Here is a 13,786-nt window from a genome sequence, read left to right on the forward strand (position 1 = left end):
TCATGGGTGGGGCCGCACGTCGACCACGGGGATGGGGGAGGTGGCCTTCGGCTCGGCCTCCCGCTTCGCGAGGATGGACGCACTGACAGGCCCCACCAGCAGACTCCCCAGCCAGAAGAAGAAGCCGAGCGTGGGGTAGAGCAGCTCGAGTTGCCGGGTCGGGCTGACACCCTCGTCCGCGGGGATGGAGTGGAAGTACCAGGACAAGGAGGAGAGCCCGACGAGCACCGCGAGGAAGCCTGTCCAGAAGGCCCCTCGATACCGGCCCATCAACAGCAGGAGGAGCGTGACGGCCAGCAAGGGGTTCGCGAACCAGCCCCCTTGCATCACGAACACGCCCAACCAGCCGGTGAGCAGGAGCGTTACACCCGACATCGTGTCCTCTTGCTTCGTCGCGGTGTTGTACAGGACGAGGGCGGGCAGGGCGCAGCTGACGATGAAGAGGACCGTCGACACGACCGCGGCGCTCGTCCGGGTCAACCAGGGCTTGGCGGCAGGAGCCATCGGAGCGTCATCTGAAGGAGGTGCCATGGGTCGCGGATGATAGGGGAAACCCGGTCGACGTGGCGAACGGAGGCTTCCCCAGCGGTCTGGCCATCGACTCGACGAACCGCACGCTGTACGGGTCCGACTTCAACGGCAGCCGGGTGATGAGCGCCGGGCTGGACGGCAGCCATCCCACGCAGGTGGTAGGCGGTATCAACAGCCCGTCCGCCCTCGGGTTCGATGTCCCGAATGGCAAGGCGTAGGTCGTCACTACAACAACAGGACTCCCCTGGTGACGAACCAGACGACGGTGCATGGGATTGCCAGCGATGTCGCGGCTGGTCGGCTGTACTTCGCGGATGGGCTGGGGACCCGGATCCGGAGCGCCCATCTGGCGGACGGTGGAGACATCCAGGACGTGAACGTGGGCAGCGCCAGGAACCTGTAGCTGGCCTGGAGGCCCGCGCCGTGGTCTGGTGCCACGACGGTCGCCCTCCGTCGTCCTGAGAGGACTTCACGCATGAATCATCCCGAGCATGGCGAAGCGAGGAGCCTCGAGGAGCTCATCCAGGTTGCCCTGGAGGGGGACGAAGAGGATGCGCGCGCCTGGGAGGCCATCCGGGCCCTGCATGCGCGGGGGACGCGTGACGTGCTGGACGCGGCCCTTGGGCTGCTCGGGTCCTCCTCCGCGAAGGCGCGGGGGCGCGGCGTGGACATCCTGGGCCAGCTCGGCGCTGGAAACCCGGTCTTCCAAACGGAGCGTGGGGACGCGCTGGTGGACCTGCTCCGGCGGGAGCGGGAGCCCGAGGTCCTCCTCTCCGCCGGGGTTGCCTTGAGCCACCTGGTGGAGCCCCGCGCCCTGGCCGTGCTCGTCGCGCTGGCAGGTCATCCCTCGGCCGAGGCGCGGTATGGCGCGGCGCATGGATTGGCGGTCCTGGATGCGCCGGAGGCGGTGGAGGTGCTCATCCGGCTGTCGGCCGACGAGGACCGCGATGTCCGGGACTGGGCGACGTTCGGGCTGGGGACGCTCATGGAGGCGCGTGACACGCCGGAGCTGCGGGATGCGCTCGTGGCGCGCCTCGGGGATGAGGACCCGGAGATTGTCGGGGAGGCGCTGGTGGGACTGGCGACTCGCAAGGATGCTCGCGCGGTTGAGCCCGTGCGCGCCGCGCTGAGGGGCGAGAGGGTGATGGTCTATGCGCTCGAGGCCGCCGCGGCCCTGGGCGACCCGAGCTTCCATCCGCTGCTGCTCGCCCTACGTGATGTCGGTGGCCCCGCGGAGGGCTACTTCCGGAGCGCCCTCGAGGAGGTCATCTCCCGGTTCGGGCAGGAGCCGGCTTGAGGGGCGTCACGGACAGAATGCCGGCAGGCTCGCCCGGAGGGCCGTGAGCTCGCTGAGCGAGTCGTTCATGGCGTTGATATCGGCGACGGTCGGAATCACCAGCGGCAAGCCCGCCTGGACCCGGACGATGGCGCCTCGCATGTCACCCTGCGTCTGCAACTGGACCGCGACCTCGGTGTCGACGTTGAAGGCCTCGGCGATGACCTCGGCGTCGAAGCCGGAGAAGATGTTCATGGCCGTGGCATTGACAGTCAATGATGCGAGGTCGCTGGTGGCCTGCAGGAGGTTGAGAGGGCTCGGAGTGGCGACCGCCGTGAGCGTGGAGGCGACCGAGGCCTGTGCCGAGCCTACGTAGTTGTCGACCACGGTGAGCCACGTGCCCGCGGTCGAGTTCGCCGAAACGCACTGCTGGGCCTGGGCTGGCGCGACATGGAGGACCACGGCGAGCACGGCGACGGACCACCCGCTCAAACGAGAGGACATGTCTGGATTCTCCTGGGAGTTGCTGCTGGGTGACGACGAAACTCTCGCCTCGTCGTCACGCGGGCGTCAATCAATGCCAGTCATCCAGGAGGAGTGACTGTGTCTCCGTGGACACAGTCATTGGACGTTCCGCCACCCTCGCTCAGAAGATGCCTTGTCCCGGGGTGAGGACGTGGTCCGGGTCGTAGCGTCGCTTCGCGTGCACGAACCGCTCCCAGTGGGGATGGAAGTGGCGGCGCCAGTCGGCGGGGCTCAAGGGCACGGCATCCACGGGGTAGATCTTCCCGCCGAGGGCCGTGAGCCGGTCGACGATGGCGCGGTTCTTCTGCACCAGGGCCGCGACGTTCTCGGGCGTCGGGGGAATCGCGGTGCGCAGCAGCGAGAAGAGGAAGACGTGTCTGTCGTTGGGCGTCCGCAGGAAGGGCGTGGTCAGCGCCGAGGCGCGGAAGGGGTAGAGGAGGATGGGCCCTTGTCCCATGTCGGCGTCGGTGGTCTGCGCGAGGACCTCCTGGACGAACTCCTCGGCGCACCGGGCGGGGACGAACATGTCCAGCCAGGGGTGGGGAAAACCCCAGACGCCGAGCTGCTTGAGCAGCTCGATCAGCGGCGCGAGCCGGTTGGCGAAGTCGAAGTAGCTGCCGTCCGTCACCTGGAGCGTCCCCGGTTGGAAGCGCAGGCCCGCGAGCAGCCGCGAGTCCTGGGGCTCCGAGCCCGGGGTGAAGTACTTCACCACCTCGAGCTGATACGCCCGGCCTCCGTTGGAGGAGACGACGGAGCCCTCGACGTAGTCGAAGCGGCCGTCCTCGATGAGCCGCCGCTGGTCCTCGAGGAAGCGGTGGAGGTCGTCGTACAGCGCGAGGTAGGTCCGGGCGCGGGGCTGCACGTCGACGAGCCGAACCCGGGCTCGCACGATGATGCCGAACTGGCCCAGGCCCGAGCGCGCGGCGTCGAACAGGGGCCGCTCGCGCCAGCGTGAGCACCGCACGAGCTCGCCCCGGCCCGTGACGACGTCCAGCTCCAGGACGTTGTCCACCTGGAGACCCCAGCGGAACGCCTGTCCGCCGATGCCTCCCGCCGACAGCGTCCCGCCGATGCTCAGCTCGATGTAATCGGTCAGCACCGGGGGACTCTTGCCGCTGGGGAGCGAGGCCTGGAGCAGCTCGTGCCACCGGACGCCCGCATCCACCCAGGCGCTGTCCTGGTCCAGCTCGTGGAGGGTGGCCAGCGCGGACATGTCGACGACGATGCCCGCTGGCACCTGGGACTGGCCGAAGGTGCTGTGGCTCTCACCCAGGCCGCGCGCGGCGGCGATCTTCAGCCCCTGGCGGCGCGCGAAGCGGACCATGGCCACGATGTCCTTCACCGAGCCGGGCACGAGCACTGCCCACGGCGTGTGGTGCCGGATGTGACCGAAGTCGTCCGAGGCCGCGGTCCGCGACGCTTCGTCCAGCAGCAGCTCGCCATCGAGAGGGGGCAGGGGGACCGCGCCGGCCTCCGGCGTGGAGGCCCAGCTGCGGCTCATGGGATTGAACGCGACCGCCACCAACGCACCTTGGAGCAACGTCCTCCGGGACACCGTTCGACTCGACATTCACGCCTCCTTCGATGTCGGAGACTTCTAGTCCGGCGTTGTCCTGCCCAACAATTGCCCTCGCTTCGCGGTCTCCATCGCATGGGATGCGCCGCGCCAGTCCCGTGCGACCATCACGTCGATGGCGGGCGGGCACTCGTGCGCCGCATCGGTGCGCGTGCATGGCGCTCGGTGACCTTGCCCGGACATGGGGACTGGACATATGTTCAGTCCATGGCAGAGCTGCGCTCCATTCCCCTGGGCGAGGGTCATGAGGTCCTGGTGGGGCAGTTGCCTCGCGAGCTCGTGCCCTCGGACGAGGCCTTCGAGGACCTCTGGACGCTCCATCCCGTGGAGTTCCATGAGATACAGATTCATGGCCGCCGGGTCCGCACGCCCAGGTGGCAGCAGGCCTACGGCGCGGACTACCACTACACGGGGCGCGTCAACCGCGCCCTGCCCCTCACTCCGTCGATGGAGCGCTGGCTGCAGTGGGCGCGCTCCGAGTTCGACGCGCGCCTCAATGGCCTGTTGTTGAACTGGTACGAAGGCGCGGAGGACCACTACATCGGCAAGCATCGCGACAGCGATGTCCAGCGCATCGAGGGCACCCCCATCGTCACGCTCTCCTTCGGGCAACAGCGCGCGTTCCGCATGCGGCCCTGGAAGGGGGAGGGCTTCATCGACATCCCCGCGGTGAACGGGGGCGTCATCGTGATTCCGTGGGCGACGAACCGGGCCTTCACGCACGAGGTCCCTCCCTCCGCGCAGGCACGCGGGCGGAGGATTTCGGTGACGATTCGCGCCTTCAGCGCTTGAGTCCCGGGCGCGACGTCACGTGTCCGCGCAGAGGCCCTGCTCCTGCGCTAGCAGGATGAGCTTGGCCCGGCTGGGCACGGCCAGCTTGGCGTAGACGCGCTTCAGGTGCGTCTTCAAGGTGTTCAGCGAGCTGTCCAGGTCGTCCGCGATGGTCTGGTTGTCCCAGCCATTCAAGACACGCTCCACCACGTCCATCTCGCGCGGCGTCAGGCGCTTGCGCCACTCCGCGGGAGCCTGCGCCCCGTGCCGCACCTCCTGGAAGATCATCGCCCACGGCATCCTCCCCGACTGCCCCGGCAACCGCAGGAAGGTCACCTTCAAGCTCCTCCCCGGGCGCCGGAAGGTCAGCACGTCCTGTCCGGAGAGCTGCTGGGGGCCGGAGCGACGGAGCCCCTCCAGCGCGTCCAGCAGCACCTGCGGCAGGCCGAAGCGGCCACAGGGCGCGTCCGGGAACCAGCGATGCAGCAGCGCCGTGGAGCGGGGCGTGCGCATCAGCTCGGTGGTGGGCGGGCTCAACACGATGCTGTCGAGCCCCGTGTGCCGGAAGAGCTGCTCCAGGAGGTCGCCCTGGTGCGCCAGGTCTTCCAGCATGCGGCAATTGCGCACGGTCCTCGCCAGGATGGGCGTCAGGCGCTGGAGGAAGGCGCGCTCCTTCTCCGTGAACGCCTTCCGGGTCTCCCGGTACAGCGTGAAGCCGCTGTGCCAGCCCAGGCCCATGTCCATCAACACGGACAACACCCGCTCCACCGGCATGTGCATCTCCCGGCAGTACGCATACATGGCGCTGTCATGCATCTGCCGGCGCGACAGCATCTCGGTGTCCCGCAGCACGGTGTTGGGCCGCCGAATCACCGCGGAGCTCACGAAACACTCGTCTGAAATCTCCGGGTAGCGGTCGAAGAAGACCTGCGGCATGTCCTGGACCATCGGCCAGTCGTATTGGCCGGGCGCCCCCGGATTGGACACACACAGCCCTCCGAAGTCCGCCGCCAGCACGCGTGACAGAATCCGGTGGGACTCCGAGAAGGCTTCCTTCAGGTCGAGCGAGCTGCTCAACGCCGTCATCACCTCCAGGAGCACCTGCTCCCCCTGCATGGAACCCGGCTGACGCTTCACGCGCATGACCTTGTCTCCCCGGTGGCTTCGAGTGTCGGCACGACGTCCGGGGGTATTTCTACCATGCGCGGCAACGACAGCCTTTCTCACGCCCCCTGGGTTCGGAGGGCGTCACCCCGATGGGTGATGCCGGCGCTCGACGGCCCTCCCGTATGTTTCTCGAGCCCGTTCGCCGTGTCTGTCCATTCGCTGGAGGTCCCATGTCCCCGCAGCCGTGCTGGATTCGTCTCACGTCGAGGATGTCATTGCTCGCGCTCCTGGCCGCCCTGAGCGCCGTCACCTGGAGCGCGCCGGCCCAGGCGCGAACGCCCGGAGGCATCATCGGCGTCGGGTATTACGGCCATCATGGCCCGCCGCCGTGGGTGGACGCCGCGTGCCGGTTCACGGCGGTCCACAAGCCCTGTGTCTGCGCACTCCCCGCCGTCGCCCCGCTCAATGAGACCCTGGGCTGCTCGAACACGAGCCAGGCGTGGGCCGACCTGGATGCCAAGAACACCTGCACCCGGCTCTGTACGCATCCGGCGAACAACCCGTCCGGCGACGGCGGCACCGTGGCGCGCCCCGGGGGCTCGGCGGACGGCGAGGTCCTGTTCCGGGGCTCCGGCGCCGTGAGGCGCCTGCAGACGGGCGGCTATCTTGGGTTCGTCCCGTACAGCGAGGCGCCTCTCGGGTACGGCCTGGACGTGGCGTGGGTGGCCTCGGCGGTCGTGGAGGCCACCACCGTGCCCTGGGTCTTCCTGGAGGACCTGGGCCCGGCCATCCAGTGGGATGATTCGAAGGGGAGCGCCGCCTTCGTCCAGGCCTACTCGAGCGAGCGCGGCGCGCCCCAGCCCATCGGGACCTGCCGCCACGCGCTGCAGGTCTCCTGTCCGCTGACGGACGTGAAGCTCGGTGACCGCCTCCAGGTCTGCTCGGGGCAGAGCGAGGAGGACGCGAAGCGCATCGCCCAGACGAGCTGCGCGCCGCTGCGCTACGAGGCGCTGAGCCGCTCCTGGAGTCCCTGGGCCCTGTATGGCGCCCCTTCGGAGCAGCCGCATCGCGCGCCCTCCGCGACCGTCGTCGCCGTGGGGCCCGGGCAGTTCCTGGGCTACGTCCCGTCCAGTCTCCAGGTCGTGGGCTTCCACGAGGACTGGACCCGGCTGTCCGAGGCGCTGCTGGAGCGCACCGACGGCACCACCGTGTGGCTCGCCGGCCCGGCGGAGTTCTACGCCCCCAAGGCCGAGTGAGTCCCGAGCGGTTCAGCGCGGCGCGCACCGTGAGCATCCGGACACCGCGCTTCGGCGCCCGCGTGGCACACTCACGTGATGACTCGTTACGCGCTCCTGCTCCGTGGTGTGAATGTGGGCACGAAGAACAGCCTGCCGATGGCCGAGCTGCGCGCGATGCTGTCGCGGCTCGGCTGCGGCGACGTGAAGACCTACGTGCAGAGCGGCAACGCGGTGTTCACCACGAAGCTCGGCGTGGCGGAGCTCACCAAGGGCATCGAGGAGGCGCTGGAGCAGTTCATGGGGCGGCCCATCTCCACGACGCTGCGGACGCTGAAGCAGCTGCAAGCCGTCGTCGACGGCAACCCGTTCGCGGACGTGGCGACGAACCCCTCCTCCCTGTGCGTGACGTTCCTCTCGGTCGCGCCGACGAAGGCGGAGCTGGCGCCCCTGCATGCCCAGGACTGGGGGCCGGAGCTGTTCCAGGTCGCGGGCAAGGAGATCTACTCCTGGTACCCGAACGGCCAGGGGAAGAGCGCGCTGGCGGTCGCGATGGGGAAGCTGGCCTTGCGCGGCACGGTCACGACGCGCAACTGGAACACCGTGCTGAAACTCCTGGAGCTGTTCGGCTAGCCTCCAAGGCCTCCATGGCCATCGACTTCATGGTCCTGCCTCTCAGCCGCTACATCGTCGGTGATTTCATCACCCCGGCGATGCGCTCCGCGTGGGCGAGCGGCGTCCCGTACTCCGTCATCGGGCCGGAGGGTGCCCGGCAGCTTCCGGAAGGTCTGCCATTCGGTGGCCCTGAGGCGCCGGTGCGTCGCGCCAGGGTCATCGACATGTTGGTGGAGGACCTGCGGCAGCTCCCAGGCGCCACGTCAGACCCGCTGTGGGACGAGCGCTCCCGCAGGAGAGGCGAGGGCGACCGCGTCCATGTGGCCGCCATGCTGTTCCTCCCCCGCGACTTCGAGGCGACCTTCGAGATGACGACGCCGCTGCGGCGCCTCACCGGTTCGACGCCCCGGGCCCTGGCGGCACTGGAACGGATGCACTGGCCCGACAACGCGAAGGCCGCGGTTGACAGCCTCCGCGCCGCGCTCGTGGACTCCCGGGACCACCAGGTGCCGATGATCGTGGACTGGTGAGGGGCAGGCCCGCGGGGAGGGGAAAGGGACGTCGTCGGCTCAGGGCGAGGCGGACGTGGGCCGCGACGGGGCCTCCGCCCGGGGCTCGCGGTGGTACACCTTGGCCACGATGCGCCACCTGCCGTCGACCTTGAGCAGGGAGATGTAGTCGATGAAGTCCCACTTCGCCGTGCGCGCGGACACCTTGACGACGGCCGCGCTGCCGGTGACGTCCACGTGGAGCACCGAGTCCTCGCCCTCCGCCGACGTGCCTGGAGAAGTCTTCGGCGAGTGGCGTCCACGCCCGGTGAGCCGCCATGGGGGTCGGTGAGCGGGGGCGCTGGACCGACAGGGGGGCGCCGGTGAAGCCGCGCCTGCTGCTTCCGAGCAGGCGGACCCGTGAGGCCTGCTTCTCGGGGACTCCTGGATAGGTCATGATTCTCCTTCCCCCTTGTCGTGAAGGAGTCGCCATGCAAGCCAAGCGTCTGGTCGTTTCCCTGTTCGCGATGTGCAGCCTGTCCCTGGTGGCCTGCGGTGGTGGAGCCGAGTCCGAGGTCGACGCGCCGGAGGGCGAGGTGATGGCGAGCACGGAGCAGGGCATCGGCATCCCGCCCAACTGCCCGAACAACGACCTCATCTACTGGTTCGAGAACATCCGTGCCTGTGTGGTGAAGTGCGGCGCCTCGCGCATCCAGGCCACCCCCGCCACGCAGTACGCCGGCTGTCAGTCGAACCTGCCCGCCACGCGCACGCTCATCAACGTGAACTACTGCATCCCCGGCTGCGACCTGCAGTAGCCCGTGCGTCCCAGGGCCGGGACACTGGCTGTGCGCCGTGTCCCGGTGGCCCTCGGGCTGGTCCATTCCGTCGAGTGGCGCGTTTGTCCGTGCGACCTGCGCCGCCGGGCTCCGTTATGGGGGCAGCACCCCACCGGGTTTCTCCGGCCCTGGGGGGCTTCTTCCTGTGAGGGGGCTTGTGAAGCACCAACGCGTTCGTTCGTACCCGAGACTTCCGTCCGTTCCCTGGCTGCGCACCCTGCTGCTCTGCGTGGCCCTGGCCGCGTGTGGAGGAGGGGAGGACAAGAAACCACCCGCGCCTCCTCCTCCGGCCAACACGGCCCCGTCCGGGCATGACGACCTGCTCGCGACCGATGAGGACACCGCCCTGGTGATTCCGGGCGCGTCGCTCGTGTCCAACGACGTCGACGCGGACGGCGACTCGCTGACCGTGACGGCCGTCGGCAAGGCGACCCATGGCGGCGTGACGCTGGTGGGCGGCACCGTCACCTTCACCCCGGAGGCGGACTTCTTCGGAACCGCGACGTTCGAGTACACGGTGGGGGATGGCCGCCTGACGGACACCGCGCGGGTCACCGTCACGGTCAACGCCGTGAACGATGCCCCTGTCGCCGTGGCGGACGGCGCGAGCACCGACGAGGATGTCGCGCTCGTCGTCCCCGCGGCCACGCTCGTCGCCAATGACACGGACGTGGATGGGGACACGCTCTGGGTGGCGGGCGTCGGCGCCGCGACGCATGGCACCGTGACGCTCGCGGATGGCAACGTCACCTTCACCCCGGAGGCGAACCACCACGGGAGCGCCAGCTTCGAGTACACGGTCAGCGACGGGCTGTTGACGCACACCGCGACGGTGGCCGTCACGGTCCGCTCCGTGGAAGACGCTCCGGTCGCCGTCGCCGACACCGTGTACGCCCGGAGGAATACCTCGCGGTACATCAAGGTCGAGGAGCTCACCGCGAATGACGACATGGGCGATGGCTTCCTGCTCAACCTCGCTGGCGTGGGCTCGGCGGTCCATTGCACCGTGAAGATCGACGGCGGGATGATCGACTTCAGGCCGGAGGCGGACTTCACCGGGTCGGCGACGTTCCACTACACGGTCAGGAATCTGGCCGGAACCACCAGCGCGAGCGTGACCGTCATCGTGGGCGAGGCGCCCGTGGCCGTCGACGATACCGTGAGCACCCTCGAGGACACCGTGCTGGTCATCCCGACCGCCACGCTCGTCGCGAATGACATCGACGTCGACACCGACGACCTCCTGGTGGAGGGCGTCTACTCGGCCACGAATGGCACCGTGAAGCTGGAGGGGCAGAACGTCATCTTCACGCCGGCGGTGGACTTCTTCGGGACGGCGACGTTCAGGTATGAGGTCTCCGACCGGGCCAGCTTCAGCTTCGGGACGGTGAGCGTCACCGTCAACCCGGTCAACGACGCCCCCGTGGTGGTCGCGGATTCAGCGGTGGCCAGTGTGGACGTCGCGCTGCGCGTCCCCGTGGCGACGCTGCTCTTCAACGACCGTGACGTGGAGGCAGACGCGCTGGCGGTGACGGGAGTCTCGAACGCGCGCAACGGCACGGTCGAGCTCGTCGGGGACGCCGTGCGATTCACGCCCGCGTCGGGCTTCGTGGGCGCCGCCGGCTTCGACTACCAGGTGGCCGACACCCACGGCGCCACCAGCACCGGCTCGGTCGACGTGCGCGTGCGTGGCTACGCGGTGAAGTCCGTCTTCGCCGGGGTGGGGACCACGTGCGCGGTCTTCACGGATGGACGGCTCAAGTGCTGGGGTGAGAACAGCAAGGGGCAGCTGGGGCTCGAGCACACCGACAACCGAGGGGGGGGCCGTGGCTTCAACCTGATGAGCAACCTCCCCTTCGTCAACATGGGTTCGGACGCGCGGGCGGCGATGATGGGCCTGGGAATGGGCTTCGGCTGCGCGCTCCTCGAGGGAGGCTCGGTCAAGTGCTGGGGTGACAACGCGCAGGGCCAGCTGGGGCTCGGCGACACGCGGCGCCGCGGAGACGGCCCTGGCGAGATGGGCGACGCGTTGCCCCGGCTGGACCTGGGCGCGGGGCGGACCGCGAAGACGCTCGTCAGCGGGCTGAATCACCTGTGCGCCATCCTCGATGATGGGGCGGTCAAGTGCTGGGGTGACAACGGGAATGGCCGGCTGGGGCTCGGCGATACGGAGCACCGCGGAGATGGCCCGGGGGAGATGGGCAACGCGCTGCCTGCCGTGAGCCTCGGCACGGGGCGGACCGCGAAGGCGCTCGCCGCGGGAGGTCGTCACACGTGCGCGCTCCTGGATGACGGCTCGGTCAAGTGCTGGGGCGATAACAACTGGGGCGAGCTGGGGCTCGGTGACACGGCGGAGCGCGGAGATGGCCCGGGCGAGATGGGCGACGCGCTGCCTCGGGTGAACCTGGGCACGGGGAGGACCGCGAAGGCGATTGCCGCCCGTGAGTTCTCCACGTGCGCGCTCCTGGATGATGGCTCCATCAAGTGCTGGGGCGGCAACCAGTATGGCGCGCTCGGCCTCGGCGACAAGGTGCACCGGGGAGACAACGCGGGTGAGATGGGAGACGCCTTGCCGCGAGTCGACCTGGGGACGGGGCGGACCGCGAAGGCGCTCACCGTTGGCGGCATCTACACCTGCGCGCTCCTGGATGACGGCTCCGTCAAGTGCTGGGGCGGCGGCTACTGGGGGCAGCTCGGGTCCGGCGACTGGAACGACCGTGGAGGCGCGCCGGGCGAGATGGGCGAGGCACTGCCCCGGGTGAACCTGGGCGCGGGTCGCGCCGTGACGTCCCTCGTGGCGGGCTACCACCACACGTGCGCCACCTTCGATGAGGGCAGCGTCAAGTGCTGGGGCTCCAACGCCAGCGGGGAGCTGGGGCTCGACGACGAGGACCACCGCGGAGACAACCCGGGCGAGATGGGCGAGGCCCTCCCGCCCGTCGAGCTGTAGTCACACGAGGACGGCGCGGACGGGCGGGGCTTGCCCGTCCGCGCTCCCTCGCGCCCGTCAGTAGTCGGGGTGCTCGATGTCCGCGAGCAACGCCGGGCCGGTGGGGTTCCATCCCAGCACGGCCCGCGTGCGCTCGCTCGAGCCCGGCATGTCGGCCAGGGCGAAGTCCGCGAGCCAGCCGAAGTGCTCGCGGCCGCGCGGCTCGACCGGCACGCCCAGGCGGCGGCCGATGACCCGCGCGATGTCTCGCAGGGCGACGCCTTGCTCCGCGATGGCGTGATAGACGCGCTCGCCCACGCCGTGCTCCAGCGCCAGCCGATACAGCCGGCCCGCATCCGACACGTGCACGGCGGACCAGCGATTCGTCCCCTCACCCAGGTACGCCGACACGCCCTTCTCGCGCGCCAGCTGAATCAGGAAGGGCACGAAGCCGTGGTCTCCCACGCCATGGACGGAGGGCGGCAGCCGCACCGTGGCCACGCGGACGCCGCGCTCGGCCAGCTGGATGGCCGAGGCCTCCGAGCGGCGCGGATAGTCGGCGTGGTCGACCGGCAGGTCGGCCTCGGTGGGGATGCGGCCGGGCGCCAGCCTCGCCATGCCGGACGTCACCAGCAGCGGCTTGTCCGTGCCGGCCAGGGCTTCACCCAGTACCTCGATGGCGCGCTGGTCCTGTCTGGCGTTGTCGGCGAACTTCGAGAAGTCGTGATTGAAGGCCAGGTGGATGACCGCATCGGACTGCCTGGCCGCGTCAGCCAGCGCCCCCAGGTCGTCCAGGGTGGCGCGCAGCACCCGGGCGCCGGTCCGCGCCAGTCCCGCCGCCTTGTCCTCCGAGCGGGCGAGCCCCAGCACCTGGTGCCCGGCCCCCAGCAGCTCCTGGACCACGCGCGAGCCGACCCACCCCGTGGCTCCGGTCACGAACACGTTCATGTGCACCTCCTGTTTGCGTGAGAGGCAGGCACTGTGGGCGCGTTCTTCATCCTGTTAAAGTCGAGAGCTTATCCAGGTATGGCGACCAACAGGATGGGCGTATGGCCAACGAGACTCCACTGGGTGCCTATTTGAGGGAGCGGCGGACCCGGCTCGACCCGATTGCGTTGGGCTATCCGGCCGGGCGGCGGCGCACGGCGGGGTTGCGGCGCGAGGAGGTGGCGCAGCGGGCCCACATCAGCCCCACCTGGTACAGCTGGCTGGAGCAGGGCCGGGGCGGCGCGCCCTCGGCGCAGGTGTTGGACCGCCTGGCGCAGGCGTTGATGCTGACCGACGTCGAGCGCGAGCACCTGTTCCTGTTGGGGCTGGGGCGGCCACCGGAGGTGCGGTACCGGCCCGTCGAGGGCGTCACACCGCGCTTGCAGCGCGTGCTGGATGCGATGGGCGTCTGCCCGGCGATGGTCCACACCGCGACGTGGGACATCGTGGCCTGGAATCGCGCCGCGACCGTGGTCCTGTCCGACTACGGCACGCTGCCGCCGGACCGCCGCAACGTGTTGCGCCAGATATTCCTGAACCCGAAGGCGCGCGAGCTCAACTTCGATTGGGAGTCGGTGGCGCGGTTCGTGGTCGGTGTGTTCCGCGGCCACGCGGCGCGCGCCGGGGCGGCCCAGACGGTGCAGCCGCTGGTCGACGAGCTGTGCCGGGACAGCCCGGAGTTCGCGGCGATGTGGCGCGAGAACGACGTGAGGTCCTTCGGCGAGGGCGTGAAGCGGCTGCGCCACCCCGTGCTGGGTGCCCTCACGCTGGAGTACTCGTCGTTCGCCGTGGATGGCCGGCCCGACCTGGCCATGCTCGTCTACAACCCGATGGAGGAGGCGGACGCGGTGAAGATTCGCGGGTTGATGGAGGGCCGGGGCGCATAGGGGCTTTGCGCAAGGGCCTC

At 69.5% G+C, this 13,786-nt stretch carries 16 protein-coding genes; 10 read left to right on the forward strand and 6 right to left on the reverse strand.

Going from position 1 to position 13,786, the window contains the following annotated elements; genetic code table 11:
* Window positions 1-456, reverse strand: a complete 456-nt coding sequence (locus AC6JA9_RS11300) for a hypothetical protein (protein ID WP_141331995.1) — start codon at window positions 454-456, stop codon at window positions 1-3.
* Between the two features lie 107 nt (window positions 457-563).
* On the opposite strand from AC6JA9_RS11300, the gene AC6JA9_RS11305 reads away from it, so the two are divergent.
* The 3 genes from AC6JA9_RS11305 to AC6JA9_RS11315 all read left to right on the forward strand — a co-directional run bounded on the left by AC6JA9_RS11305 (window position 564) and on the right by AC6JA9_RS11315 (window position 1,828).
* Window positions 564-749 carry a hypothetical protein gene (locus AC6JA9_RS11305; protein WP_483577357.1) on the forward strand — a complete coding sequence of 62 codons (186 nt, stop codon included), beginning with the start codon at window positions 564-566 and terminating at the stop codon, window positions 747-749.
* Window positions 750-778: 29 nt separating this feature from the next.
* Entirely contained in the window at window positions 779-934 is a 156-nt protein-coding gene (locus AC6JA9_RS11310; protein WP_497959662.1) for a hypothetical protein, read from the forward strand.
* A gap of 72 nt (window positions 935-1,006) precedes the next feature.
* Window positions 1,007-1,828, forward strand: coding sequence for a HEAT repeat domain-containing protein (locus AC6JA9_RS11315; protein WP_408891264.1), 822 nt, complete (start codon window positions 1,007-1,009; stop codon window positions 1,826-1,828).
* Between the two features lie 6 nt (window positions 1,829-1,834).
* Here the strand turns inward: AC6JA9_RS11315 and AC6JA9_RS11320 are convergent, their stop codons facing one another.
* Together AC6JA9_RS11320 and AC6JA9_RS11325 are read right to left on the reverse strand one after the other, a co-directional pair.
* Complete coding sequence (locus AC6JA9_RS11320; protein WP_223750327.1) at window positions 1,835-2,278, reverse strand: hypothetical protein; 444 nt, start codon at window positions 2,276-2,278, stop codon at window positions 1,835-1,837.
* Window positions 2,279-2,453: 175 nt separating this feature from the next.
* Window positions 2,454-3,902: an FAD-binding protein gene (locus AC6JA9_RS11325; protein ID WP_497959663.1), complete on the reverse strand. Its 1,449-nt coding sequence runs from the start codon at window positions 3,900-3,902 to the stop codon at window positions 2,454-2,456.
* Window positions 3,903-4,115: 213 nt separating this feature from the next.
* Between AC6JA9_RS11325 and AC6JA9_RS11330 the strand changes: the two genes are divergently transcribed.
* Complete coding sequence (locus AC6JA9_RS11330) at window positions 4,116-4,700, forward strand: alpha-ketoglutarate-dependent dioxygenase AlkB (RefSeq protein ID WP_223750329.1); 585 nt, start codon at window positions 4,116-4,118, stop codon at window positions 4,698-4,700.
* A 15-nt stretch (window positions 4,701-4,715) separates the two neighbouring features.
* Here the strand turns inward: AC6JA9_RS11330 and AC6JA9_RS11335 are convergent, their stop codons facing one another.
* A complete protein-coding gene (locus tag AC6JA9_RS11335) occupies window positions 4,716-5,822 on the reverse strand; it encodes a helix-turn-helix transcriptional regulator (RefSeq protein WP_497959664.1) in 1,107 nt (368 codons plus the stop codon).
* Window positions 5,823-6,016: 194 nt separating this feature from the next.
* On the opposite strand from AC6JA9_RS11335, the gene AC6JA9_RS11340 reads away from it, so the two are divergent.
* The 3 genes from AC6JA9_RS11340 to AC6JA9_RS11350 all read left to right on the forward strand — a co-directional run bounded on the left by AC6JA9_RS11340 (window position 6,017) and on the right by AC6JA9_RS11350 (window position 8,166).
* Window positions 6,017-7,042, forward strand: coding sequence for a hypothetical protein (locus AC6JA9_RS11340; RefSeq protein ID WP_223750331.1), 1,026 nt, complete (start codon window positions 6,017-6,019; stop codon window positions 7,040-7,042).
* 78 nt (window positions 7,043-7,120) lie between these two features.
* Window positions 7,121-7,654: a DUF1697 domain-containing protein gene (locus AC6JA9_RS11345; RefSeq protein ID WP_473571118.1), complete on the forward strand. Its 534-nt coding sequence runs from the start codon at window positions 7,121-7,123 to the stop codon at window positions 7,652-7,654.
* A gap of 14 nt (window positions 7,655-7,668) precedes the next feature.
* Entirely contained in the window at window positions 7,669-8,166 is a 498-nt protein-coding gene (locus tag AC6JA9_RS11350) for a hypothetical protein (protein ID WP_473571102.1), read from the forward strand.
* 39 nt (window positions 8,167-8,205) lie between these two features.
* On the opposite strand, the gene AC6JA9_RS11355 is transcribed toward AC6JA9_RS11350, so the two are convergent.
* Complete coding sequence (locus tag AC6JA9_RS11355; protein ID WP_497960663.1) at window positions 8,206-8,574, reverse strand: nuclear transport factor 2 family protein; 369 nt, start codon at window positions 8,572-8,574, stop codon at window positions 8,206-8,208.
* Between the two features lie 41 nt (window positions 8,575-8,615).
* Between AC6JA9_RS11355 and AC6JA9_RS11360 the strand changes: the two genes are divergently transcribed.
* Both AC6JA9_RS11360 and AC6JA9_RS11365 read left to right on the forward strand, forming a co-directional pair.
* Entirely contained in the window at window positions 8,616-8,942 is a 327-nt protein-coding gene (locus tag AC6JA9_RS11360) for a hypothetical protein (RefSeq protein WP_223750333.1), read from the forward strand.
* Between the two features lie 178 nt (window positions 8,943-9,120).
* On the forward strand, window positions 9,121-11,913 hold the full coding sequence (locus AC6JA9_RS11365) for a cadherin-like domain-containing protein (protein WP_497959665.1): 2,793 nt from the start codon (window positions 9,121-9,123) through the stop codon (window positions 11,911-11,913).
* 57 nt (window positions 11,914-11,970) lie between these two features.
* On the opposite strand, the gene AC6JA9_RS11370 is transcribed toward AC6JA9_RS11365, so the two are convergent.
* Complete coding sequence (locus AC6JA9_RS11370; protein ID WP_497959666.1) at window positions 11,971-12,840, reverse strand: SDR family oxidoreductase; 870 nt, start codon at window positions 12,838-12,840, stop codon at window positions 11,971-11,973.
* Between the two features lie 101 nt (window positions 12,841-12,941).
* On the opposite strand from AC6JA9_RS11370, the gene AC6JA9_RS11375 reads away from it, so the two are divergent.
* A complete protein-coding gene (locus tag AC6JA9_RS11375) occupies window positions 12,942-13,766 on the forward strand; it encodes a helix-turn-helix transcriptional regulator (RefSeq protein ID WP_223750336.1) in 825 nt (274 codons plus the stop codon).
* Window positions 13,767-13,786: the final 20 nt, after the last annotated feature.

It is taken from the genome of Myxococcus sp. MH1 (assembly GCF_059738865.1).